The sequence below is a fragment of the Novosphingobium sp. genome, assembly GCF_040398825.1.
In the GTDB taxonomy this organism is placed as follows: Bacteria; Pseudomonadota; Alphaproteobacteria; order Sphingomonadales; family Sphingomonadaceae; genus Novosphingobium.
The window spans coordinates 47,598-73,030 of sequence record NZ_JBBATI010000002.1 but is presented as its reverse complement, the minus strand read 5'-3'; the positions used below and the strand labels follow the sequence as shown (position 1 = coordinate 73,030).

Genomic DNA, 25,433 nt, shown 5'->3' with positions numbered 1-25,433 from the left:
CATGGGCGTCGACAGTCTGGGGTATATCGCCCTTACGACAACCAAAATGGACGAATGGCGCACGCTGCTGGAACGCGTGTTCGGCATGGAACCGCGCATGCGCGACGGCGCCATCGATTACCGTATCGACGGCTATCATCACCGCATCACGCTGACCCCGGATACCACCGACAGCGTCGAGGTGATCGGTTGGGAACTGGGCAGCAGTGAAGCGCTGGCGACGCTGGTCAAAATCCTGCAGGACCGGGGCGTCGCCGTAACCATGGAGGGCGCAGACTTGCGCGCCCGGCGCAAGGTCAAGGAACTGTGCAGTTTCACCTGCCCGATGATCGGCAACCGGCAGGAGCTCTATTACGGCCCGCTCATCTCCAACACGCCGTTTGCGCCCAGCCGCGGCATCAGCGGTTACAAGACCGGCACGCTGGGGCTGGGGCATGTGGTCTATTGGGTGAAAGACCTGGCCGCGTCGGTGAAATTTTATCAGGATGTGATGGGGTTCGCCATTTCGGACTATATCGCGTGGGATAACAATGATGCGGTGTTCATGCACTGCAACCGGCGCCACCACACGCTGGCGCTGATGCAGGATGGGCCGAACACGCCCGCTGGTGCGTTGATGCACCTGATGGTCGAGGCCAATTCCTACGATGATGTCGGCTATGGTTATGACCTGGTGCGCGACATGGGCATTCCGGTCATGATCGAGCCGGGCAAGCATTCCAACGACCACATGCAAAGCTTTTATCTGCAGACCCCGTCCGGCTTCTGGCTGGAATATGGCTATGGCGGGATCGAGATCGGGCCGGATTGGCAAGTGCGCAATTACGACGCGCCCATGCTGTGGGGCCACCGGTTTGTCGGCAGCTGAGCCCATGGGATATGCCGAATGCCTGGCCCGCATCGATGCGCGCGATGCTATGGTGCGCGGCTGGGCCTGGATCGACCGCGAAGCCGTGGGCGGGGCAGGGCCGCTGGCCGGGCTGGTGCTGGGGGTAAAGGACGTGATCGATGTGGCCGGGATGCCGACCACGCATGGCTCGCTCGCCTATCGTGACAGCATCGCCACTGCCGATGCGACCTGTGTTGCCCGTTTGCGTGCCGCCGGCGCGATCGTGCTGGGCAAGACGGTCACCGCGGAATTTGCCACCTATCACCCCGGGCCAACCGCCAACCCGCGCAATCCGGCGCATACCCCCGGCGGCTCGTCCAGCGGGTCGGCGGCGGTGGTGGCCGATGGCCAGGCCGATCTGGCGCTGGGGACGCAGACCGCCGGTTCGGTAATCCGCCCGGCGAGTTTTTGCGGCACCTTTGCGTTCAAGCCCAGTTTTGGCCGCTATCCGCTGGATGGCGTGCTCGAAACCGCGCCCAGTCTGGATACAGTGGGGCTGTTTGCGCGCAATCCGGCGATCCTGATGGTGACTGATGCAGTGCTGTCGGGCGACGATGCGGTGCCACTGGCCCCGGCAGCGTTGCGCGTGGGCCTGTGCCGCAGCCCGGCGTGGGATCACGCCGATGCAGACATGCAGGCTGCGTTCCTGGACTTTGCCGAGGCTCTGCGCACCGCCGGGCATTCTGCCGTGACGCGCGAACTGCCTGCGCCGTTTCGCGACCTTGGCGCGGCGCAGGCGCTGATCCACCGGCGCGAAGCGGCGATGGTCATGGGCCACATCCGCCGCGACCATGCCGCGCTGATCAGCCCCGCCTTTGCCGCGATGATCGACGCCGGCGCCGCCGAGAGCGAAGCCGACTACACCGCCGCACTGGCCTTGCAGCAGCATTGCAAGGCGCTGGTGCCTGAAGTGTTTGACGGCGTGGACCTTTTGCTGGTGCCCGGCGCACCCGGCGCGGCACCGGCCGGGTTGGCCGCGACTGGCGACCCGGCGTTTCAGCGTATCTGGACCGCGATCGGCGCGCCGTGTTTCGGCTTTCCGGCCGCCTGGCGCAGCGACGGTCTGCCGCTGGGGCTGCAGGTGATCGGCGCGCCGGGGCATGACCGGCAAATGCTGTCCAACATAATGGCTATAGCGGCGCTTGCCGTGCCCAGGGAGAACTGACCATGGAACCCACTGCTTCGGCGCCGTTCACGCCGGCCATGGAGGCTGCATTCGCGCGTGCGAAAGCGCGGCTTGATCCGGACCGGCTGAAACATTTGTTGTTCGCGATCACCGATATCCATTCGCCCACCGGTGCCACGCGCACTGCGGCAGAATTTGTGGCGGACCACATGGCCCGCATCGGCCTGGCGCCGACGCTCGACCCGATGACCCCCATTTCGTCCAATGTGCTGGGCGAAAAGCGCGGGACAGGCGGCGGGGCGACGCTGCTGCTCTATGCGCCGATCGATACGCACCTGGAAGGCGATGAAACCGATTTCCCCTGGGCCGGCCCCGAACAGTTTGCCGATTTGCGCCCTTCGGCCAAGATGGTCGGTGACTGGGTCTATGGCCTGGGGTCATCCAACCCAAAGGCGATGGTGGCCAGCCTGCTGGAAGTGGCGACCGCGCTGATCGAGGCCGATGTGCCGATGCTGGGCACGCTCAACGTGGCGTTTGCCGATGGCGGGATGCCCGTGACCATTCCCCAACGCGACAATGCGGGGATGAGCCATGGCGTCCATCACTTGCTCAACCGCGGCATGGCGCCCGATTTCGCGATCATCATGAAGCCATGGAACTGGGTCTATCACGAAGAGCCCGGCATGGGGTGGTTCAAGATCCAGGTCAAAGGCACGCTTGGTTATGCCGGGGTGCCGCGCGGCACGCCTGGTTTCCGCAGTTCGGTGGTGCCGGCGGCGACGGTGATCCTGGAATTGGAACAATGGCTGATCGACTATGCCGAAAAGAACCGGTCGGGCGATATCTATCCCCACGGCTGGATCGCTGGCGTGCGCGGCGGCTGGCCGGAACGGCCCGCGTTCCCCAGCGCGGTCACCGAAGTGTTTTTCGATGTGCGCATCAGCCCGCGCACCACGCCGGGTGAGGTAAAGGCCCAGTTCGAAGCGTTCATGATTGATCTGGCCGCACGATTCCCCGAAATTGACTGTGACTGGCAAATGTATGGATCAACCCCCGGCGGCACCACCGATCCGGCCAACTGGATCATCCAGTCGTGCCGGCGCGGATGGGAAAGCATCGAGAACCGGGCCTATGTCACGCCCGATCCGCTGGGCGGGCAGACCGATGGTGCGGCACTGCGCCGGTTGGGCGTGCCCACCGCGCGGATCGGCTGGCCCTGGCCGGCGGAAGGATCGCCCGAACCGATTGCCGAAGGGCTGGGTGGCATGGGCGCGACTTATGTGCCCGATCTGATGCCGTGCCTGGAAAAGATCCTCTATGCCTGCATCGATACGCTGATGCGGCCGCGCAGCGAACTGGGGTTGTGAGGTTCAGAGTCTGTTTTGAAAGTGCCACCCCATCGCCCCGCACCCCCGGCCCATCCGCCCGGTTAAGGTACCCTGTGGGCGGATGGGCCGGGGGTGCGGGGCGGTGGGTGGCATAAAGTCGCCTGCAGGCGACTTTCAAAACAGTCTCTAAACGTCGCTGGCGCGGTTCAGCGTGACCGAGGTGCGTGCGGATTCCTCGTAAATGCCGGTGATGATCGACAGCAGTTCGGTCGCATCCTCCACCCGTTCGTCAAAGCTGGTCAGGCTGCGAAATTTGCGAATCAGGATTTCGCTGCGGAGTTTGGAATATTCGTTGGTCAGCCGCTCACCCAGCTTGGTGATCGAATAAGTGTGGTTTTTGGTGCCCGCTTCCTTGTTCTTGTGGATCAGCCCGGCGCTTTCCAGCTTGCGCAGGCTGTACTGGATGTTGGGCAGGTCATCGCGGTTGAGCAGGCGCGCGATGGTTGCGCCGCTTTTGGGCCGGTTCTGCATGCGGATCACGTGCAGGATGACATGCTCCGCATGTTTCAAATCTGACAATCCGACCATTTCGTCGGCCGCGGCAACCCACCGGGCAAACGCCTCGATCACGCGCATCAGCGCGAATTCCATCTCGGTGACCTTGAACTCGGTCTCGTCGTTGGCGAGGTGCCAGTTGCGGTAATATTTGGATTTCATGGCGGCGCGCGGGCTCCTGACAAGCGGATCACCAGCCTTATCGGGCAAGGTGCTCACGCAGACAAGGCCGCGCCAAAACCGGGCACGATTGCCGGCAGGCCAAGCGCGTGCAACATTTGCCGCACGGTGCAGCTGGATGCCGTCACCACCGGCAGGCCAAAGCGCTGCTGCGCCGCCTCGATCGCCGCGGCGGCGGGCATCTGCACACAGGCAGACAGCACCAGCGCATCGCAACCGGCCAGGTCGAGCTGATCCGCCGCCGCGATCGCCGCGAACGGATCGCGCCGGCCAACGGCAAGGTTGTCCGATATTTCCAGTGAATGGACCGATTGCACAGTGAACCCTTCGGCGGTGATATAGTCGGTTACCATGCGGGTTAGCGGTTTCATATAAGGCGTGAGCACGGCAATCCGTGCAAAGCCCAGTTCCCCCAGCGTCTTTACCAGCGCGCCGGCGCTCGTCACGACCGGGGCCTGACCGCCTTCGCGCGCGGCGATCCCGGCGAGATTGGTCTCGCTGGTGCGGTGATAGCCGGGGCCCATGGCCATGATCGCCACCAGGCAGGCGTAGCCAATGACATCCACCCGCGCGTCGGCCAATTCGGCGGCGCAGCGCAGCGATTGCGCATCCATCGCCGCCAGCTCTTCCCTGACCACGTGCATCATCCGCATGCGGCTGGAGTGATAGGTGAACCGTTCGGGAAAGGCCGCTTCGCGCGCGCGCAGCATGGCCGGGATTTCGGTTTCCATGGTGGTGTTGGAACTGGGCACGATCTGCCCGATCCGAAAAGGCCGGGTCATGGGAACAGCGGTGCGACCGGATCGAGCAGCCCGTCCTGCGCGGTTTCGGGCGGAAAATAGGTGGTCTTTGACTGGGCCAGCCCCAGGTCGATCAGCATTTCGCACTGTTTGAACGCAATCAGCCCGGGATTGAGCACCGGTACTTCCACCCGCGATGCCAGCCAGGTGGCCGACTGGTGCATGGTCGTGGAACCCAGGATCAGCACATCGGCGCCGTCTTCGTCGATCGCCCGCCGCGCCTCGCGCTCCAGCAGGGCGAACACGATGTCTTCCTTGCCGGCCAGCAGCTCGGCCGTGTCGGGGCGGACATCGATATTGCGGATCGACGCCAGCCGTGAACCCAGCCCGGTTTCCAGCGCCAGTTTTTCATAAAGTGGATGCCAGCGTTTCCACATGGTCAGCACTGAAAAGCGTTTGCCCAGGTCCGCCGCCAGAAAGAAGGACGACCGCCCCGGGCCGACAACGGGAATGGACAGGCGCGATCGCAGGGCGGCGAGACCGCTGTCGCTCATCGAATTGACGCATACCGCCGCATAGCCCTGGTCTTCTGCCCGCGCGCCGGCATCCAGCACCCAGGCATCCGCCAGCGTCTGTTCATAGGGAGAATCGATGAGGTTTGCGCCGTTGCGGCAACCGACGAAATCGATGGCAATATCGGGACGGATCAGTTCCGCCGGAATCTGGCCGGCAAAACCGCCCAGCGCGAACGCGGGAACCGGAACTGGAACAATCATCAGGATGCGCTTGATCGCGACCACGTTGGGAAAATCCTTTGTGCGCAAAGAAAAGTGACGCAATCGCCTCCGCCGCCAGACCGGGGGCAGAGGCGATTGCGCCGTTGATCAGAAGTTGACGCGCGTGTGGATCGAGAAGGTCCGCGGCGGTTTGTAGGATACTTCGTTACAACCGCACAGACCGGCCAGATCATAACCTTGCAGCCCGATCAGGTGGTTGGTGACGTTGTCCACCCGCACACCGACTTCGAGCATCTTGCTGGCCGAAGTCCAGCCCAGACCCAGATCGACATTGGCATAGCCACCAAATTTGTCGGCGTCGAAGTTGCGCAAGTTGTAGAAGAACGATGACGAATAGGAAACGTTGGCATTGGCCGCCATTTCCCCGCCGAACATGTCCCAGCCATAGCGGATGATACCCGACGCCTGGGTTTCAGGCGCGTAAGTCGGCTTTAGATCCTTGCGGATCGGGCCACCCACCCGCAACGGCACATTCTTTACCAGGGCGTTGAAGTCCGAGAACGACAGCGCCAGATCCAGCCCGCGCATCGGGTTGGCCTGCAGCGAAATTTCGCCGCCATAGGTGCGCGCATCGGCATTGATGACCAGCCCGGCCACCCCGGTGAACAGGAACGACTGGTAGTTCTTGTAATCATAATAATAGACCGCGCCGTTCAGCCGGACCTTGTTGTCCAGCATCGACAGCTTGAACCCGCCTTCATACGACCACAGCGTTTCCGCGCCATATTTGATCGCCGAATCCGGGGTGGCCAGGCCGCCGTTGAGCTGGGCGTTGTAGCTGCCCGCCTTTACCCCGCGGTTGATGCCGGCATAGAGCAGCGTGCCCCTGGCCGGGCGGTATTCAACCTGCACTTTGCCCGCCCACAAGGTCTTGCTGTCCTTGTCGAGATAGGGCGAGGGCACGCCACCGGGATAGATCGGCCCGATGGTGAGCGGAAAACCGGGCGCGGTCTGCGCCGGTTGCACCACGTTCGGATCGGGCGAGACAAACAGCTGCTGAATAAAATTATAGTCTTTGTGTTCGCTGATGATCCGGCCGCCCACAATGACCTTGATCTGGTCGGTGACATCATAGTCGACCTGGCCAAACCCGGAATAGCTGGTCGTTTTCAGGTGCGCGGTCGATGCGATATCGATCGGGTTGCCCGGAACCAGTCCGTTGAGCGGGGCTTTCAGGCCATTTTTCGACAAGTTGTCGATATGCAGAAAGTATACGCCTGCCGTCCAGTTCAGCTTGCTCGCCTTGCCGTTCAGGCGCAATTCCTGGGTAAAGCTGTTGGCATCGACATTGCCATAATTGGCCAGCTGGTTGGCCGGGCCGGCATCGACGTCGATGAACAGCAGCTTTTTGAAGTTCTTGTAATCGGTGATCGACGACAAGGTGATGCTGTCGGTCAGTTCGGTCTTGGCGCGCAGGTTGACCCCCCAGGTGTCAACGTGACCCTGGTTTTTAAAGGCAAAATCGCTGGAAAACGTGCGCGTTGCCGGATTGGGCGCCTTGTATCCGAAAAAGTCTGCGCCCGGTGCACGGCCATAGATTTCGCCTGCGCCGCCAAACACGCCATCGTTGTTAAGGTCGGACCCGGCGTCACCGTTGACGACGCGCGGAGCGCCCGCAACGCCGATCGAGGCGCGCGTTTCGTTGGGACCGACGTCCAGCACGTTGACCAGTTCACCGTTCTGGTCAAACTGCGCGATCGTTGCCTTTTGCGTGTAGGGCCCGGTGCTGACCTTTGACCGCGAACCGTTGGCGGACAGGATCAGCTGTGTGGTCGATGACGGTTCCACCAGCACGGTGAAACGGCCCGACAGCGTGTCGTCGTTGCCCAGATCGGCCCCGGCACCCGCACCGGGTGATCCGCCGACCGCGCCCAGCGGGTAAAGGTTTTTAAGATAAGGCTGCGCCTTGTTCCACCGGCCCGACGCCCGTACCGCGACCTTGTCGCTAACGGGGCCGCCAACCGCGCCCTCCAGCGTGAACACGCCGGGGTTGGAGGTGCTGTCGAGAATGCCATAGCGGGCATCGGCATAGCCTTCCCACTTCTTCAGCGAGGGCAGGTGGCTGATGTAATGGATCAGGCCGCCGGTGGCATTGCGTCCGAACAGCGTGCCCTGGGGGCCCTTCAGCACTTCGACGCGGTCGATGTCGAACACCGCGAACGACTGGCCCTGCGCGATGGCGATATAGCCTTCGTCGAGATAGACCGCATTGGGAGCCTCAACGATGTCGTTGAAATCGTTCTGGGTTACGCCGCGAATGGTGAACTGGGTGTTCTGCCCGGCCAGGCTGCCCGAAATGAACACGCCGGGGGAAAAGCTGGCGACATCGGCGCTTTTGGCGATGCCCAGTGCGCGCAGCTGGCTGCCCGAATAAGCGGTGATCGCGATGCCGACGTTCTGCACGTTTTCCGAACGTTTTTGCGCGGTCACGACGATTTCGCCGCTCAGCACCGAATTGTCCTTTGGCGCGGCGTCCTGCGTGGCCGGCGCAGCGGCCTGTTCGGCCATGGCCGGCAGTGCCCATGCCATGGCCAGCGTGGCCGCGCATGCACCCAGTGTCATTTTCGTGATGGTCCTCATGGTACTCCCCTTTGATACCCCCCTCGGCTGAGTGCCCAAGGTGTGTGTGTCTGTTCCGGTGCCTGCGTTCCGGTATGTGCCGCGCGCAATTTCAGATGCGTCGTAGTGGTTTGGTGATCGTGTTATTACAAATTTCAATCGAAAGTCAATTTAACTTGATAGCGCCAGCTCGCATTATGAGAGCCAGCGCGACACGGCGTGTTCGGCGTTGCGCAAGGCCAATGCGTGGTTGGTAAAGTTCGGGTTCATCGCTCCCGCGGTCGGATAAAGTCCCGGCCCGGCGATGATCAGATTGCCGATATCGTGGCTGCGGCCAAAACTGTCGGTCACCGATCTGTGCGGATCGGTGCCCATGATCGTGCCGCCCATCATATGCGCGTTCGCCATCGGCCCTGCCCATGGTTCGCTGGCCCCGCCGCTCGCGACGATTTTGAGCCCCAGCTTTGCCGCGTTCTGCGACAATCTGATCGATTCAGGCGCAAACGCATGCACCACGCGCGGCGTTCTGGTGCCACCAGGCCCCACCCGGTCGGACAGTTCGACGCGGTTGTCCAGCAGCGGTAAGCCTTCGCCAAAGCCGAACATGACCGCCAGGTGGTGCACCGCGCGTTCCATGAAACGTGTCAGATCGGCGCCAAACAGGTCGGCGCGGGCCATCGCCACCCCCAGCAGATCGTTGGGTTTCATGGTCGGCGCCAGTTGCCATTGCAGGCTGCCAAACGCACCGTCACCCAGGCTCAGCTTGCCATAATGGTCCATGTTGGTGGCCTGGGCGCCGGTCACGCCCAGGTAGTTTTCGGTCTCTTCGTCATCAAAAAAGCCGTAAACCGAGGTGATCGAATGAGTCATGAAATAGCGGCCGACCAGGCCTGAGGAATTGCCAGCACCAAGATGCCAGTCGCCGCCGGTGCTGTTGAGCAGGATCGTCGGGTTGGAAATGGTCGACGCGGCCAGGATGACCATGTCGGCCAGCACGGTGTGGGTGGTCCCGGCGGCGTCGACATAGTCCACCCCGGCGGCAACCCGCGCGGTCTTGCCCGGCAACAGCCGCGTGACATGTGCATGGTTCACGAATTTCGCGCCGGCCTTGATCGCGCGCGGGTGGTACGTCACCAGCGGATTGGCGAGAGCGCCGATCGGGCAGCCGGCATCGCACCAGCCATCATACAGACACGCCGGGCGGCCCTTGTAGTCCTGCGACAGGATTGCCATCGGGCTGGGTGCGGTCTTCATGCCGGATGCGTGAAAGCACTTGGCCAGCAGCCGTGCCTGCGCAAATTGCTGGAGCGGGGGCAGGGGATAGGGTTCGCCCGCCGGGCGCCAGATTTCGGCCACCGCATCGCCCGACACGCCCACCTCTGTCTGAACGCGGTCATAGAACGGGCGCAGGTCGTCATAGCCGATCGGCCAGTCCAGCCCCTTGCCGTGATCCGATTGCATGGTGAAATCGGCCGGCATCAGCCGTGGCCAGGTGCCATAGTGGTGAAGCGCCGCTCCACCAGTGCCCCAGCCGGCGTTGAAACCCGCCCCGAACGCATTGGCGCCGGTCGATTCCACCGGTGGGCCACCCCAGCGCAGCCGGCGCGACCAGATGGCGGAACTGTACAGATCGGCCGGCTTCCACGCCGGGCCGGGATCGAGCACGAGCACCGACTTGCCCGCCTCTGCCAGTACCGCGGCAAACACATTGCCGGCGGCCCCGGCGCCGACGATGACCGCATCGACCCGTGCATGACGCGTCGGGCTGTGGGCCTGGTTGTGGGACACAGGTCGGACCATTGTCCTACCAGTCCCCCGGCGGCGCGATGTGCGGCATATAGGGAACATTCATCCGCGCAAACGCGGCAGGCGTGCCATAGACCAGATCGGCGGCATCGCTGCGCACTGCCAGATAGAACAGCGCCGGCGGCGGGCCGTGCCACGGGGCGATCGTGCCCGGCAGCATCGCGGCAATCAGCGGTTTGGCCTGTTCCGCAGAAACCTGCACAAACGGGGCACCCAGCGCCGCGTGACTGGCACGGTCCAGCGCGGCCAGACCTTCGCGGTAAAAGGCATCGTGCGGCGGCAGCACATCGAGATAACGTGCGGTCAGCAGCGATTGCGCATGCGGACGGGCCAGATTGGCATCGACAAAATGGGCAATACCCGCGACGCGTGCACCAGGGACCAGCGCCTCACCAAATGCTTCGAGCAGAGCAGCCTCGTCATGCGAAAGCACGGTCAGGGCGGCGTCGCGGGCGCGGGCTTCCTGCGGGGACAGCAGCATATCAATCCCGGCAACGCTGAAGGCAAACATGCCGAACGCGGCGGACTTCAGCAAAGTCCGTCGGCCTGGCCCGTTACCCTTGTCGCGCAGGTCCATTACCATCAAAACCGCCCCCTCAAGGAGATATTTAAAGCCTAAACTAAATTGCCCCCCTGTCCAGAAACATTTTGAGCTTCGGCCGGATAAGCGCTAACCATGCGATTGACTGTCGATTGAAGTTCGACGGATGAGCCTATGTGGAGAAACCGGATGAGCGATAACCCCGAAATCGGCGAATTTGTCCAGACCGGCAGCTATCGGACCAACACCCATATCCACGGCGATGGCCCGGCGATGCTGGTACTGCATGGTTCCGGCGCGGGTGCCTGTGCCTGGGCCAACTGGCGCACGTTCATTCCGGCGATGCAGGACCGGTTCCGCATTATCGCCCCTGATCTGGTCGGGTTCGGCTATACCGAAACACCCGCCGATTTCCCCTTTCGGTTCATGGATTCCTGGGTCGAACAGATTATCGCGCTGCTGGATGCGCTGAATATTGATAAGGCGCACGTCGTCGGCAACAGCTTTGGCGGTTCGCTGGCGTTGTGGCTGGCGTGGAAACACCCCGACCGCATCGACCGGCTGGTGCTGATGGGGCCGGGTGGCTGGCCAGCGCGTGTCAACGAAAACCTGGAATTGCTGTGGGATTTCAAACCCACGGCGGAACATATGAAACGCGCGATGAGCGTGATGGCGTGGAACCAGGCGCTGATCACCGACGAACTGATCGCGATGCGGCTGAAGGCCTGCTCACGGCCGGGCGCGCTCGATCATTTTCACCGCCTGTTTCCCGCACCGCGCCAGCGCTGGCTGGATGCGCAGTGCCTGCCGATCCACGCGTTGCAGACGATCACCCACGAAACGCTGCTGGTGCACGGGCGCGACGACCGCGTGGTCGATCCACAAGTGTCATGGAACCTGCACCAGCACCTGCCCAATTCGCAATTGCACACGATTGCAAAGTGCGGCCATTGGACCATGATCGAACACGGGCCACTGTTCCGCCGGCTGGTGGGCGATCACTGCGCTGGCTGAACGGTTATCCCGCGCCGGCGTCCCACGCCGGCGCGGTCAACCGCCGTTTTCCGTCGTGCGACATGCCGGTCTGGGTATCGCCGGTCTTTTGCCGGTCCCACAGCTTGCACGTCACCTGCTTGTGTTTCTGGTCCAACCCTTCGCAATAGTTGGAAAATTCGCATTGCCTGACGGCGTCGCCGGCGCCGGCGCGGACCTTGCGAAACCAGTCCGGGTCGGCAAGCGACTGGCGGGCAGAACCGATCACATCGGCGTCGCCCTGCGCCAGCATCGCTTCGGCCTGGGCAAAGCCGTGGATACCGCCGGCCAGCACCACCGGGGTGGTAAAGCCTGCCGTGCGAACCGTCGCGCGGATGGTATGGGCCGGGCGGGCGTTGCGCCCGAACGGTCCCGCGACATCGGAAATGAACGCCGGCATGCATTCATACCCGCTGGGCCCGGTGTAGGGATAGGCGGCCTCACCCACGCGCGGTTGCAACGCGTCTTCAAACTTGCCGCCACGCGACAGCGACAGGAAATCCATGCCGGCGCGCGCAAATTCGACTGCGAACCACGCTGCATCATCGACCGTGTTGCCGCCCGCAATGCATTCCTCGGCCAGGAACCGGCAGCCCACCGCCATCTGTGACGGCACCGCCGCGCGCACCGCGTGATAGACGTTCAGTGGCAGCCGCACACGGTCTTCGCGCGGCCCGCCAAACCCGTCGCTGCGGTTGTTCAGGCCCGACAGAAACGACGCCATGGTATAGGCATGGGCATAGTGCAGCTCGATACCGTCAAAGCCGGCGTGTGCCGCACGCGCCGCCGCCGCGGCAAACAGACCGGGCAGCACCTGTGGCAGATCGGCGATATGCGGCTTGTCCACATCGGTCACGCGTTCGCGATAGCCCTGGGTGAGCGATTCGCGGTCGCGCGGATCGAGTACCGCGTGCAGATCTGCATCAGGCATGGCGATCAACGCGCGCCGCACCGCGTCATCATCAGTCTCACCGGTGGCGGCGCGGTGCCGGTCGGTCAGCGCCAGAAACCGCGACAGAAAGGTGGTGCGGTCGGGCCGGCGGCGGATCGCCAGAAAATCGATCAGCTGGATCAGCAGCTTTGTCTCGCCGCCACTCGCCTCACGCACCGCGTCGACCAGCCGGGTGAGGCCGGGCAGGAAACGATCGTCACCGATACGCAGCAGCGGGCCGGATGGCACATCGCGGATACCGGTGGCCTCAATCACGATCGCGCCGGGGCGGCCGGCTGCAAACCGCGCATACCAATCGATCACGTCGGCGCCGGCCGCTCCATCCGGGGTGGCGCGCCACGGCACCATGGCGGGTACCCAGGTGCGCGTGGCCAGTGCCAGCGGACCGATCTGCACGGGTGAAAACAGCCGCGACCGCGCCGCTTCGGCCGCATCGGGCCAACGACCGGGATCGGGGCGGTGGATGATCCGTTCGGCAGGTTTGAACATCGGCCTGATCCTTGGGCTGGACATTATTTCAAGTTTAAAATATCGGTCACCGCAGACGCACTGTCAAGCAGCGCCACAGGAGGATCATGAAGGTTCTGCAACCCGACGGCTGGCCCCGTCCCAAAGGCTATGCCAACGGCATCGCCGCGCGTGGTGAGCTGATTTTTCTGGCCGGCATCGTCGGCTGGGATGCAGAGGAACGTTTTCACGGCGGCCTGGTCGTGCAGTTCCGGCAGGCGCTGAACAATATTGTCACCATCCTCGCCAGCGGCGGTGCCCGGCCCGAACATGTCGTGCGGATGACCTGGTATGTGACGAGCCGTGACGATTACCTGGCCAATGACCGCGAGATCGGCGCGATCTATCGCGAGATCATGGGTCGGAATTTTCCGGTGATGGCGGTTGTGCAGGTTGTCGCGCTGATGGAGGCCGAAGCGGTGATCGAGATCGAGGTGACCGCGGTCATTCCCGACTGATCCGCCGCGTCAGGCCGCTTCGGCGGTCGCTTCGGCCAGAACTTCGGCCAGACGCGCGCCCTTTTCGTCGGCAAGCGCGGCTTCGCGCAGCCGGCGAATGCGCAAGGCCAGCCCGGCATGGCCCGATGCCGCATCCACCGCCGCCATGATCAACCCGAAGTTGTGCGATCCGCGCTCGTTGGTATCGCCATAGCCACGGATCAGTTTCTGGCAGCGAACGACTTCGACCGCTGTGGCATAGTCGCTGGCCGCAAGCCGCTGCACGCGGTCCAGCCAGCCGTTGATGGCGGCATCTTCGCGCTGAAAACGCAAGGTGGAGCGGCGCCAGCGGCGGCCCGTCGCCAGCAGGCTCAGCATCAGGAAACCGCGCAGGCTGCTGGTCTGTACTTTGCGGCCTTTGGCAAACCACCGCCCCAGCCAGGCCTGTCGTGCGGCCCAACTGCCCAGCGCGGCGGGCAGTGAATCCGCCACCTCCTGCAGGCGCGGGTGCATGAATTCGGTGACCGCGACGATCTGGTCGGGCGCGGCATTCACTTCGCGGCGAAAGCGTTCGAAACGGCTGCTGCGGGTTTTCAGATCGGCGACCCGGAACGTATCGTCAAAGGTCATCCACAGCGCCAGGTGGCGGGCCAGTTCGCGGATCAGGTCGTGGCGGCGGGTGCTGCCCCCGGCCGCGGCGTCCCAGTCGGCCGCTTGTTTCAGCCGGTCAAGATAGAGCACGCCATAGCGCAAATCCTGAAAATCGATGGTGCGGCGCAGGCCTTCGATGGCAAATTCGCGCGCGATGAACGGCATTTCGGCGTCAATGCGGGCGAGCAGCGGTTTCACCACTGCGGGTGGCTCAACAGCGGCCACCACTGCAGCGGCGGGCGGAGCAACGGGCATGCCGATCCCGCGCGCGCGATCAAACCCCAGCGCAAAAGTCGCCAGATTGGCGGGCACGGCCTTGCCGCTTTCGCGGATTACCGCTTCAAACACGTCGCGCGGGATCGGCAAAGCGCCCGATCCGGCCAGCGCACCGAACATCACCGCGCTGATCACGCTGCCGCCTTCGCGGGCGGTGGCCTCCATATCGAACGCGATCCAGCGTTTGGCGCGGGCCTGCGCCGCCTCGTGCACCGCGCCGCTGTCGGCACGCCCGTCGGCCATCGCGATCTTTTCGGAAATCGCAAAGACGCGGTGGCTCGATCCGATCAGCGTGGTGCGTTCAGGCGTGACAAAGCCGCGCATCATCGCGCGGCCGGCCTCCATCAGTTCCGACGCGACCACCACGTCGACATCGCCCGGCACCGGCATCAGCGCCAGCACCGGTTCCTTGCCCCGGGCAGCGATCTCGGTTTCCGGGAACAGTTCGATGTAATAGATCGTGGCGCCGGTGCGCTGCGCCACGCCCTGAACCGAGGTATATTGCGCGCGGAAATTGGCCAGTTCAGCGGCGCGCACGGTCCAATCGGCCATGACCCCACCGCCCTGGCCGCCCAGCGCCATGATCGCGATGCTGATCGGACGGGTGCCACTGGTCTGCATGATCAAAACGCCGTCAGGGCACGGCGACGCGCGGCGCGTGCCTGGAAAAAGCCGATCACCGCGCTGCGAATGCTCTGGCGCAGGCGATCCCAACGCCCCGGATTGAACACCATGTCGGCGCGGTAAAAGCTGGGGCACAGCACCGCGGCATGGGCGGTTTCGCCGCAATGGCCGCAGCCCACGCAATCATCCAGCACTTGCACCACCGGATCATCGCGCAGCGGATCGGGATTGTCGCGCAGCGTCAATGTGGGGCAGCCGGACAGGCGGATGCATGAATGATCACCGCTGCAGGTATCGGCATCGACGCCGAACCGTTCCTTGACCACGCGCTTGCCGCCCTTGATCGCCTTGGCCACCAGCGGTTTGGTGCGGCGCTGCTTGTTCAACATGCATTCGGATTCGGCGATGATGATCTTCGGCCCCTTGAAGTCGGTCGTCATCGCCTCGGTCAGGGTGGCGGTCATCGCCGCCAGGTCATAGCTGCGCACGGTGCGCACCCATTGGCCGCCGATGCCGCGGATCGCGTTTTCCATCGGATGTTTGGTGGTGCGGGTGCGGTTTTCAGCGCGGCTGGACAGGATATCCTGCCCGCCGGTCGCCGCCGAATAGCCATTGTCGACCAGCACGGTCACCCCGTCGTTGCGGTTGAACACCGCGTGGCCAACCCCCGATGTCAGGCCATTGTGCCAGAATCCGCCATCGCCCATCACCGACACCGTGCGCTGGCTGGAATCCGACTGGAACGCGGCGGCCCCCGCCATGCCCAGCCCATAGCCCATGGTGGTGTTGCCCAGGTTGAACGGCGGCAGGATCGAAAAGATGTGGCAGCCGATATCGCCCGAAATGTGGAATTCGCCGATGTCGCGCTCCACCAGCTTCATCGCGGTAAAGATCGGGCGTTCGGGGCAGCCGGTGCAAAACCCCGATGGCCGCGCCGGCACCACATCGGTCAGCGGCGCCTGGTTGCTGCCAACCGGCGACGGCGGCAGCGCGGCCTTTGCCGCCAGCCCGGGCGCATGGTCGCGCAGGAATCGCACCAGGCCGTCCTTGATCACCTGGCCAGTATATTCCCCCGCCAGCGGCAGGGTTTGCTTGCCGATCAGTTTCGTCTGCAGATCGGCGCGGCGCAGGATGGTGTTGACATTGTGTTCGATGAATTCGGGCTGGCCTTCCTCGATCAGGAACACCGCCTTTTTGTCAGCGCAGAACCCGGTCACTTCGCTGTCGATCAGCGGATAGGCGACGTTGAGGCAATAGATCGGAATTTCGGTCTGGCCAAAGCTGTCGGATAGCCCGACCAGTTCCAGCGCGCGGATCAGGTTGTTGTACATCCCGCCCTGCACGATGATGCCGACATCGCCCAGGTGCCCGCCCAGAAATTCGTTGAGCTTGTGCTCCTTGATGAACTTCACCGCCGCCGGCCAGCGCTGGCTGATCTTTTCGCGCTCGTGCAGGAAATTGGCCGGGGGCAGCACGATCCGGTCGACATCGCGGACCGGGTTTTCCATCGCCTGTTTCAGGCCGAACGCCGGGCGCACATTGTCCTTGGCGGTGAACCGGCCGTACAGATGGCACGAACGCACCCGCAGCTCCAGCATGACCGGGCTGCCGGATGCTTCGGACAGTTCAAAGCCCTTTTCGACCATGTTGACGATCGAGGGCAGGTTGGGGCGCGGATCGAGCAGCCAGATCTGCGATTTCATGGCAAACGCATGCGTGCGTTCCTGCATGATCGAGGACCCTTCGCCATAGTCCTCCCCCACGATGATCATCGCGCCGCCGGTCACACCACCGGATGCCACGTTGGACAGCGCATCGGACGCCACATTGGTGCCCACCACCGATTTCCACGCGACCGCGCCGCGCAAGGGGTAATTCACGCTGGCCGCCAGCATCGCGCCGGCGGCCGCTTCATTGGCCGACGCTTCGAAACGGATGCCCAGTTCACCCATGATGTCCTGCGCATCGGACAGCACATCCAGCAGGTGCGAAATCGGTGAACCCTGATAGCCGCCGACATAGGATATGCCGGACTGGAGCAGCGCCTTGGTAACCGCGAGAATGCCTTCGCCCGCAAATTCCTCACCCGCGCCAAGGCGCAGCTTTTCGACTTCCTGGGCGAAGGAGCGTTCTGCCACGGTCTGGCGGGCTTAGGCCGGAACCAGGGCCAGCACCCGCAATGGGCTGCCCGATCCGTTGTCGATTTTCAGCGGCGCCGCCACGATCACCGCGCCGGTGGGCGGCAGCAGATCAAGGTTGGTCATGCATTGCAGGCCATAGCGGCCCGCGCCGTGCATGTAGTGGTGGCACGGGTATTGCGGTTCGAACAAAAACGCCTGCCCCGCATCGGTGCCCACGCATTCGGTGCCAAAGCCGATCACGTCGCGATCGTTGATCATCCACAGCGTTGCGGCCGCATCGGGGCCGGGCGAATGGGCGCCCGCGGCATCGAGGTTGGTATAGTTGGCGGGATCGGCAATCTTGCGCCAGTCGCTGCGCAGGAACACCCAGCTGCCCGCAGGAATGCGGCCGTGATCGGCCTCCCACGCTTCGAGCACGGCGACCGACAGGATGAAATCGGGGTTGGCGGCGACTTGCGCAGTGCAGTCGATCACGCAGACCGGGGCGATGAACCGCGCGGGGTCGATCGTATCGACCGAGCCGTTTTCGACATCCTTGCCGGTGACCCAGTGGATCGGCGCATCGAAATGCGTGCCGGTGTGTTCGCTGATGGTGAAGTTGTTCCAGTACCAGCCTGGCCCGCGATCGTCATAGCGCGAGATTTCGGTCTTTACGAAGGGTGACGCCTGGCCGAATTCCGGGGGCAGGGCGATCGTCGGGTAATCGGGCGTCAGCGTTTCGGTCAGGTCGATGACCTTGATGCCGCCACCAGCGATTGCGCCGAGCAGGCCCGCAAGAATTCCCGTATCTGCCATCGTGATGCCTCCTGTCCTGTCGTACATCGCCATCCGAGCCGATTTGGCGGCCGTGTGCAATGGGGCTTGCCCGAAGTTTGGCATTCGGGCAATTTATTTCAAGCTTAAAATGTATCGGCTGGTGCACGATCGCGCCGACGGTGATTTCATCATATGAGAAGTCTGGCTTTGCGGGCAAACCGTCGTCCATCTATGGGTAAGCACCTTTTGCCAAGACGCGCTAAGCGCGACTCATACCTCCCGCCCCGCCTCCCCGCCCGACCACCACAGCATGATGGTATCATTGGTGGTCGGGCGGGGAGGCGGGGCGGGAGGTATGACTGCACGGCAGTGCAGCTTCGCATCGGGCGTAAAACAAGAGAGCAGGGCCATGAACGCTAACCTGATTGCCATTTTCCTGTCCCGCCAGGCCGGGCACGACAGCAAACCGGCGCTGATCTGGCAGGGCGAAACGGTCTGCACGTTTGGCGAACTGCCCGCTGCCATCGGTCGTTACCGCGCCGCGCTGGCCGCGCTGGGGGTGAAGCGGGGCGACCGGGTGATGGTCAAGGCGGAAAACTCACCGGCGTTTGCGCTGACCTATTGCGCCGTGCTGGCCGCAGGGGCGATCTTTGTGCCAATGAATCCGGCCTATACCGCCAGCGAAGTGGCGCTGCTGGTCGATGATGCCGATCCGGTGCTGCTGGTGCACGGTTCTGCCACCGCGGTTCCGCCCGCCGGCGATGGCCTGACCCGCGCCACGCTGGAACCGGATGGGTCGGGATCGCTGCCCGACCTGGCCGCGCAGCTTTCGCCAGACCTGGCGGTAGAGCATATGGCGGAAACCGATCTCGCCGCGATCCTGTTCACATCCGGCACTACCGGCCGGCCCAAGGGCGCCATGCTGATGCATCGCAACCTGTCGTCCAACGTCGCGGCATTGCACGAGGCCTGGCATTTTTCGGATGCGGATGCGATTTTGCACAGCCTGCCGCTGTTCCATGCGCACGGCCTGTTCGTGGCACTGCACCTGGGGCTGTACAGCGCGGCGACGGTGCACCTGCTGGGCCGGTTCGATGCGGCAAAGGTGGTGTCGCTGCTGCCAACCGTCAGCGTGTTCATGGGGGTGCCGACATTCTACACGCGGCTGCTGGACCGCGCCGATTTCGACCGCGCCGCGACCGCCGCAATCCGCCTGTTCGTGTGCGGATCGGCGCCCTTGCTGCCGTCGGTGTTTTCGGCGTTCGAGGAACGGACGGGCCAGCGCATCCTGGAACGTTATGGCATGACCGAAACGGTGATGATCACGTCAAACCGCTATGAGCAGGATGGCCGCATTGCGGGTACCGTGGGTTATCCCTTGCCCGGCGTCGAACTGCGCGTGGTCGGCGGCGAAGCGCGGTCGGAGCTGCCCCCCGGTGAGGTCGGCGAAATCGAAATGCGCGGCCCCAATCTGTGCGCCGGATATTGGCGCCGGCCCGAAGCCACGGCCGAGGCGATCGGCGCGGACGGGTTCTTTGTGACCGGCGACACCGGCTTTCGCGATGCCAGCGGTCGGCTGACGATTGCCGGGCGGTCAAAGGATCTGATCATTTCCGGCGGCTTCAATATCTATCCGGCCGAGCTGGAGATGGTGCTGGCCGAGGTGGAGGGCGTGACCGACGTGGCGATCATCGGCGTGCCGCATCCCGATTTCGGCGAGGCGGTGGTGGCGGTGGTGACAGCGGACCGGCCCGGCCTGGACACCGCGCTGATCGCGGCGGTGGCGCAGGTAAAGCTGGCCCGGTTCAAACAGCCCAAGGCGATCCACATCGTCGACGAATTTCCACGCAATGCGATGGGCAAAGTGCTGAAGGCCGAGCTGCGCAAACGCTTTGCCGAATTGTTTGCGGCGCAGAGTTGAACGGCTGCCGGCTTCACAGCTTGCATTCTCCGCCAATTTGTCGATCACCTGCGGCCAGACCTATCGACGGGGTTTGCCTTGCCGCCACCGACCACGCTTTATGACAAGATCATCGATCGGCACCGCGTCTGCGCGCTGAATGACGTGCGCGGGCCAGGTGAGCGGCTGTTGCTGTATGTCGATCGCACCGTGCTCAACGAATATACCAGCCCGCAGGCGTTCAGTGGCTTGCGTGCGGCCGGGCGCACGGTGTGGCGGCCGCGCGCGGCGATTGGCGTGGTCGATCATGTCAATTCAACCGCGCCCGATCGCGCCGGGCCGGTGGCGGATGCGGATGCGCAGCAACAGATCGACTATTTCGCGCGCAACGGCCGCGATTTCAGGATCGAAATGTTCGACGTGTTCCATCCGGCGCAGGGCATCGAACATGTCGTGCTGCCCGATCTGGGCTGGGTGCTGCCGGGCATGGTGTTTGCCGCCGGCGACAGCCACACCACCACTTATGGCGCGTTCGGCTCGGTCGGGTTCGGCATCGGCACATCGGATATCGAACATCTGCTCGCCACCCAGTGCCTGCCCTATACCCGGCTGAAGACGATGCGGGTGACGGTCGATGGCGCAATGCCGATCGGCAGCACCGCAAAGGACCTGGTGATGGCGGTGATCCGCCAGATCGGCGCGGCGGGTGCGCATGGTTATGCGCTGGAATTTGCCGGAACAGCGGTGCGTGCACTCGCAATCGAGGGGCGCATGACGCTGTGCAACATGGCGGTCGAATGCGGCGCACGCGTCGCGCTGATCGCGCCCGATGACACGGTGCTGGCGGCTATAGCGGGCCGACCGCGCGCGCCGGGCGCGGCAATGCTGGAACGCGCGCGCAAAGCCTGGACCGAGTTGTACAGCGATGCCGATGCGCGGTTCGATTGCGAGGTTCGGCTGGATGCTGCCACGATCGCGCCGATGGTGACCTGGGGCACCAGCCCCGATCAGGCGCTGCCGATCACCGGCACGGTGCCAGACCCCGCCGCATTGCCCGCGCCGGCGCAGGCCGATGCGCAGCGGGCGCTGGCCTATATGGGCCTGATCCCGGGCACGCCGTTGCACACAATCCCGATCGACCGTGCGTTCATCGGATCGTGCACCAATGGCCGCCTGTCGGATCTGCGCGATGCGGCGCGGGTGTTGCGCGGGCGCGTGGTTGCGCCAGGGGTGCGCGCGATGGTGTCACCGGGCAGCAGCGCGGTGCGCCGCGCGGCAGAGGCGGAGGGGCTGGACCGGATATTCACCGCGGCGGGCTTTGAATGGCGGCAGTCCGGCTGTTCGATGTGTCTGGCGATGAACGACGATGTGCTGGCGCCGGGCGAACGCTGCGCATCCAGCACCAACCGCAATTTTGAAGGGCGACAGGGCACCGGCGGGCGCACCCACCTGATGAGCCCGGCGATGGTCGCCGCCGCCGCGATCGCCGGGCATCTGGCCGATGTGCGCGCGATGGTGCCGTGATGGCGGGGTTTACGCGCCTGACCGCGACCGCAGCGCTGTTGCCGGGCGCGAACATCGATACCGATGTGATCATGCCCAAACAGTTCCTGAAAGGCATCGACCGCGCCGGGCTGGCGCGCGGGCTGTTTCACGATCTGCGCTTTGCTGCCGACGGCGCGCGGCGTGCCGGCTTTGTGCTCAATCGGCCGGGGATGGCGGACTGTCGCATCCTGCTGACCGGGCCCAATTTCGGCTGCGGTTCTTCGCGCGAACACGCAGTGTGGGGCATGCTGCAATATGGCATTCGCGCGGTGATCGGCACCAGCTTTGGCGCGATTTTTGCCGATAACGCCGCCAACAACGGGTTGCTGCTGATCAGCCTGGCGCCCGACGCGCTGGCGAATCTGATGGAGGCTGTGGCCGGCGGCGCGGCCGAGCTGACGATCGATCTGGAATCGCAGCAGATTGTCGCCGACGCGCTGACTGTGCCGTTTGCGATTGAGAAATCGCAGCGCCGCGCGATCATGCTCGGGCTTGACCGGATTGGTGAAACGCTCATGCTGTTCGACCGCATCCGCGCGTTCGAGGCGGACTATCTGGCCGCTGCGCCGTGGTTGCTGGACGATCAGCCCGGATGAAACCGGTCGCCGGGCATCCCGACATCCTTCCCGGATTTCGCTGGTTCGATGCCGATGTGGATGGCGTTTCGATCCGTTTTGCCACGGGCGGCAGCGGCCCGCCGCTGCTGTTGCTGCACGGCCATCCGCAGACCCACCTGACCTGGCACAAGATTGCGCCGCAACTTGCCGAACGGTTTACCGTCGTGGCCAGTGACTTGCGTGGCTATGGCGACAGCGCCAAGCCTGCCGGTGGCCCCGATCATGGTGCCTATGCCAAGCGGGCGATGGCGCTCGACCAGGTCAAACTGATGCGGATGCTCGGCCACGAAACTTTTGCCGTGGTCGCGCATGACCGCGGCGCGCGCGTGGCGCACCGGATGGCGCTCGACCACCCGCAGGCGGTGACGCGACTGGTGCTGATCGATATCGCGCCGACCGCGACGATGTATGCGCGGACCAACATGGAATTTGCGCGCCGCTATTTCTGGTGGTTCTTTCTGATCCAGCCGTTCGATCTGCCCGAACGGCTGATTGCGGCCGATCCCGATCACTTTCTCGACACCCATTTGGCCACCCAGACCGGAATTGCCGGCACCAGCGACCCGCGCGTGATCGCGCAATACCGGCGCTGCTATGCCGATCCGGCGACGCGCCATGCGATCTGTGAGGATTATCGAGCGGCGGCGGGAATCGACCTGGTCCACGATGCGGCGGATGCAGATGCGCGAATTGCTGCGCCGCTGCTGGTGCTGTGGGGCAGCATGGGCACGGTCGGTGCGCTGTATGATGTGGTCGCCACCTGGCAGGACAAGGCCACGGATGTGCGCGGGGCCGCGATCGCCTGTGGTCATAGCCCGCAAGAGGAAGCGCCGGCGGCCTTGCTGCAGGCTCTGCGCACATTCCTGTGAAGGTGTTGCCAGCGGCTGGCGCATGATCATAGTGTGGGCATGCCACGCCGACGCGAGTACGTGCCCATGAAGCGCCTTGTAATCCTGCCGCTGTTGCTGACCTCCGCCGCCTTGCCGGCAGGCGTTGCCCACGCCGGTGACACGCCGGCGCCGGCGCAGACCGTCAGGATCGACCGCGACGCGATGGGTGTGCCGCATGTGTTTGGCGATACGGCCGAAGCGGTGCTGTTCGGCGCCGGTTTTGCCGAGGCGCAGGACCGGCTCGCCGATCTGGAACAGGCGCGGCGGCGCGCGCTGGGGCGGCTGGCCGAAATTCTGGGTCCATCAGCGGTGCAATCGGATGTGGTTTCGCGTCAGCGCCTGGCCGACAAGGCCGAGCTTCTGCGCATGTTTGGTGCGATTCCGGCCGAATACCGGCGCATGCTGCAGGCCTATGTCGATGGGGTAAACCGCGCGATCGACGACATTGCGCGCGATCCGGCGCACAAGACGCCCTATCAATTCACCAAATGGGGCGTGTCGCCCGAACGCTGGGCGCTGACCGATTTTCTGGCGATGGTGGCAGGGTTTCCGCGCGATCGCGGCGGGTCAGAGGTTGAAAATCTGGCCTTTCTGCAGGCGATGATCGCGCAACATGGCGATAGCGCGGGGCGGCAGATTTTCAACGATGTCGTGCCCGCCAGCGATCCCGACACGCCCACCGCCATTCCCCCCGGCGAAGACCTGGCCCCGGCGCGACCGCTGCCCGTGCCGACCTTTCTGACCCTGGCGCCGCTGGGGGCCGCAAAGGCCGCCGCCGTTCTGCCGGCGCCGGGCAGGGACCATAGTCGCTGCCTGGTGCTCGGCCCGCAACGGACCGCCAGCGGCAAAGTGCTGATGATGGAATCGACCGCAGATGGCCCGGAAATTCACTTGCATGGCGGCGGCTTTGACAGCGCGGGGTTTACCACCCCGGCGTGGGGCGTGCCGATCATGGGGCGCGCGGCCCATCATGGCTGGCTGATCACCTCTGGCCAGTCGGACAGCACCGATACGTTTGCGGAAAAGCTCGATCCCCACAATCCCTATCGCTATTGGTTCAACGGTGCGTGGCGCCAGATGGAGCGCAGCACGCAGACCATCGTGGTCAAAGGCACTGTGCCCGTCGTTCACGAATTCACGCGCACGGTGCACGGCGCGGTGGTCAGCCAGGACCCGGTCAACGCCATCGCCTATACCCACCGCTTTGCCCAGCGCGGGCATGAACTGGAAAACTGGGTCGCGCTGGTCGATATGCAGCGGGCGCGCTCGATCGGTGAATTCGACGCGGCCATGGCCCGGCTCTCGACCAATTTCGGCATCTGTTATGGCGATGAAAGCGGCCAGATCGGCTATTGGGAAACCGGGCTGCAACCGCGCCGCGCAGCCGGCACCGACCCGCGCCTGCCAACCCCCGGCACCGGCGAATACGAATGGCAGGGCTTTCTGTCGCCGGCCGAGCGCCCGCACATGATCAACCCGAAACAAGCCTATATCCACGCCTGGAACAGCAAGGCGACCAGCTGGACCCGCGAAGGTGATGAGGCGCGGATGGGCGCCACGTTCCGCACCTGGCTGGGCAACCGGCTGGGCGCGGCGGCCCACGGCGCGACATTGGTCGATATGGCCGAATACAACCGCCAGATCTGGCACGCCTATGGTGCGCGCGACCGCGCCAATGCCCCGCCCGACCTGTTTGCGCCGTTCCTGCGCGCCGCCGCGACCTCTGCCAACGACCCCGACGTGGCGCAGGCCGTGGCACTGATGACAGCGTGGGACGGGCTGTACGAGGACCGCGACGCCGATGGCCGCTATGACAGTGCCGGGCTGACCCTGTTCCGCACCTGGCTGGAGATCGCACCCAAGGTGCTGTTCGATCCCGCGATGGGCAATTGGTGGAAGGATATCGATGCCAACCGCTATCTGAAATACCGCACCGGCCTGCTGTATCGCACTTTGCAGGGCAAGGCGGCGGGGTTGCCGGTCGAATTTGACTACCTTCTGGGCCGCACGCGCGACGCGGTGGTCGCCGACACGATCCGCCAGACGATTGCAGCGCTTCGCCCCACATTTGGTCAGAGCGCGATGGCGGACTGGAAAACGCCGATTTTCTGGAAATACTTTACCGATCAGCCCGACGATCCGGCGCGGCCGCCGTTGCCCGATGACGACGAGCGGGGCACCGCGCTGTGGGCAGAGCTTGGCCTGGGGCCCAAAATGGTGCCGCTCAACGGTGAGGAGGATTGGGTGGGCATGATGGAGCTGACCCCGGCGAACGCTGCGATCTACACGATTACCGAGGTGGGCGGGCAGAACCAGTTCATCGATCCGGCCGGCCACGGCACCGCGCATCTTACCGATCAGGTGCAGATGCACGCCGAAAACCGGTTCAAACGGATTGATCTGGCACCCGCCGCGATTGCGGCAGGTCGGGAATCTTCGACAGAGTTGACCTACACACCCTGAATGCGCGGCGCCAGGGCATCGCCGTGGTTTGGATGCATGCCGGTCAGCGGGATGTCTGCCGGCAATTAACCGCGATTAAACCGGGATCTGATTATTGTGCCTGAACGCAACGTCCGGCCGA

General features: G+C 64.1%; 20 protein-coding genes. 10 read left to right on the top strand and 10 right to left on the bottom strand.

Annotated features, from left to right (window positions below):
* Window position 1: 1 nt before the first annotated feature.
* The 3 genes from ABWP89_RS01685 to ABWP89_RS01675 are packed head-to-tail and all read left to right on the top strand — an operon-like array spanning window position 2 to window position 3,382.
* The gene (locus tag ABWP89_RS01685) at window positions 2–868 is read left to right on the top strand and encodes a VOC family protein (RefSeq protein ID WP_353226719.1); all 867 of its coding nucleotides are present in this window, start codon (window positions 2–4) and stop codon (window positions 866–868) included.
* Window positions 869–872: 4 nt separating this feature from the next.
* Complete coding sequence (locus ABWP89_RS01680; RefSeq protein ID WP_353226718.1) at window positions 873–2,054, top strand: amidase; 1,182 nt, start codon at window positions 873–875, stop codon at window positions 2,052–2,054.
* Between the two features lie 2 nt (window positions 2,055–2,056).
* Window positions 2,057–3,382, top strand: coding sequence for a M20 family metallopeptidase (locus ABWP89_RS01675; protein WP_353226717.1), 1,326 nt, complete (start codon window positions 2,057–2,059; stop codon window positions 3,380–3,382).
* A gap of 147 nt (window positions 3,383–3,529) precedes the next feature.
* Here the strand turns inward: ABWP89_RS01675 and ABWP89_RS01670 are convergent, their stop codons facing one another.
* The 6 genes from ABWP89_RS01670 to ABWP89_RS01645 form a co-directional block, all read right to left on the bottom strand.
* Window positions 3,530–4,060, bottom strand: coding sequence for a winged helix DNA-binding protein (locus ABWP89_RS01670; RefSeq protein ID WP_353226716.1), 531 nt, complete (start codon window positions 4,058–4,060; stop codon window positions 3,530–3,532).
* A gap of 53 nt (window positions 4,061–4,113) precedes the next feature.
* Window positions 4,114–4,860, bottom strand: a complete 747-nt coding sequence (locus tag ABWP89_RS01665; RefSeq protein ID WP_353226715.1) for a maleate cis-trans isomerase family protein — start codon at window positions 4,858–4,860, stop codon at window positions 4,114–4,116.
* Entirely contained in the window at window positions 4,857–5,618 is a 762-nt protein-coding gene (locus ABWP89_RS01660) for an aspartate/glutamate racemase family protein (RefSeq protein ID WP_353226713.1), read from the bottom strand. Before ABWP89_RS01660 ends, ABWP89_RS01665 begins: the two co-directional genes overlap by 4 nt.
* 84 nt (window positions 5,619–5,702) lie before the next feature.
* Complete coding sequence (locus ABWP89_RS01655) at window positions 5,703–8,195, bottom strand: TonB-dependent receptor (protein WP_353226711.1); 2,493 nt, start codon at window positions 8,193–8,195, stop codon at window positions 5,703–5,705.
* 174 nt (window positions 8,196–8,369) lie between these two features.
* Window positions 8,370–9,962 (bottom strand): GMC family oxidoreductase N-terminal domain-containing protein, encoded by a 1,593-nt coding sequence (locus ABWP89_RS01650; protein WP_353226710.1) that lies wholly within the window; start codon window positions 9,960–9,962, stop codon window positions 8,370–8,372.
* Window positions 9,963–9,978: 16 nt separating this feature from the next.
* The gene (locus ABWP89_RS01645) at window positions 9,979–10,563 is read right to left on the bottom strand and encodes a gluconate 2-dehydrogenase subunit 3 family protein (RefSeq protein WP_353226708.1); all 585 of its coding nucleotides are present in this window, start codon (window positions 10,561–10,563) and stop codon (window positions 9,979–9,981) included.
* Between the two features lie 147 nt (window positions 10,564–10,710).
* Between ABWP89_RS01645 and ABWP89_RS01640 the strand changes: the two genes are divergently transcribed.
* Window positions 10,711–11,535: an alpha/beta fold hydrolase gene (locus ABWP89_RS01640; protein ID WP_353226706.1), complete on the top strand. Its 825-nt coding sequence runs from the start codon at window positions 10,711–10,713 to the stop codon at window positions 11,533–11,535.
* A 4-nt stretch (window positions 11,536–11,539) separates the two neighbouring features.
* On the opposite strand, the gene ABWP89_RS01635 is transcribed toward ABWP89_RS01640, so the two are convergent.
* Window positions 11,540–12,994: an oxidoreductase gene (locus ABWP89_RS01635; protein ID WP_353226704.1), complete on the bottom strand. Its 1,455-nt coding sequence runs from the start codon at window positions 12,992–12,994 to the stop codon at window positions 11,540–11,542.
* An 86-nt stretch (window positions 12,995–13,080) separates the two neighbouring features.
* Here ABWP89_RS01635 and ABWP89_RS01630 point away from each other — a divergent pair, with 86 nt between their 5' ends.
* Complete coding sequence (locus ABWP89_RS01630; RefSeq protein WP_353226702.1) at window positions 13,081–13,470, top strand: RidA family protein; 390 nt, start codon at window positions 13,081–13,083, stop codon at window positions 13,468–13,470.
* 9 nt (window positions 13,471–13,479) lie between these two features.
* On the opposite strand, the gene ABWP89_RS01625 is transcribed toward ABWP89_RS01630, so the two are convergent.
* The 3 genes from ABWP89_RS01625 to ABWP89_RS01615 are packed head-to-tail and all read right to left on the bottom strand — an operon-like array spanning window position 13,480 to window position 17,936.
* Entirely contained in the window at window positions 13,480–14,997 is a 1,518-nt protein-coding gene (locus tag ABWP89_RS01625; RefSeq protein ID WP_353226701.1) for an indolepyruvate oxidoreductase subunit beta family protein, read from the bottom strand.
* 2 nt (window positions 14,998–14,999) lie between these two features.
* Window positions 15,000–17,138, bottom strand: a complete 2,139-nt coding sequence (locus ABWP89_RS01620) for a thiamine pyrophosphate-dependent enzyme (RefSeq protein ID WP_353226700.1) — start codon at window positions 17,136–17,138, stop codon at window positions 15,000–15,002.
* Window positions 17,139–17,150: 12 nt separating this feature from the next.
* On the bottom strand, window positions 17,151–17,936 hold the full coding sequence (locus tag ABWP89_RS01615; protein ID WP_353226699.1) for a cyclase family protein: 786 nt from the start codon (window positions 17,934–17,936) through the stop codon (window positions 17,151–17,153).
* Window positions 17,937–18,306: 370 nt separating this feature from the next.
* On the opposite strand from ABWP89_RS01615, the gene ABWP89_RS01610 reads away from it, so the two are divergent.
* The 5 genes from ABWP89_RS01610 (at window position 18,307) to ABWP89_RS01590 (ending at window position 25,312) form a co-directional block, all read left to right on the top strand.
* Complete coding sequence (locus tag ABWP89_RS01610; protein ID WP_353226697.1) at window positions 18,307–19,818, top strand: AMP-binding protein; 1,512 nt, start codon at window positions 18,307–18,309, stop codon at window positions 19,816–19,818.
* Window positions 19,819–19,896: 78 nt separating this feature from the next.
* Window positions 19,897–21,321 carry a 3-isopropylmalate dehydratase large subunit gene (gene leuC, locus ABWP89_RS01605; RefSeq protein WP_353226695.1) on the top strand — a complete coding sequence of 475 codons (1,425 nt, stop codon included), beginning with the start codon at window positions 19,897–19,899 and terminating at the stop codon, window positions 21,319–21,321.
* Window positions 21,321–21,938 (top strand): 3-isopropylmalate dehydratase small subunit, encoded by a 618-nt coding sequence (gene leuD, locus ABWP89_RS01600; protein WP_353226694.1) that lies wholly within the window; start codon window positions 21,321–21,323, stop codon window positions 21,936–21,938. The genes leuC and leuD overlap by 1 nt, the downstream gene beginning before the upstream one ends.
* A complete protein-coding gene (locus tag ABWP89_RS01595; protein ID WP_353226693.1) occupies window positions 21,935–22,828 on the top strand; it encodes an alpha/beta fold hydrolase in 894 nt (297 codons plus the stop codon). Before leuD ends, ABWP89_RS01595 begins: the two co-directional genes overlap by 4 nt.
* A 66-nt stretch (window positions 22,829–22,894) precedes the next feature.
* Window positions 22,895–25,312, top strand: a complete 2,418-nt coding sequence (locus tag ABWP89_RS01590) for a penicillin acylase family protein (RefSeq protein WP_353226691.1) — start codon at window positions 22,895–22,897, stop codon at window positions 25,310–25,312.
* Window positions 25,313–25,433: the final 121 nt, after the last annotated feature.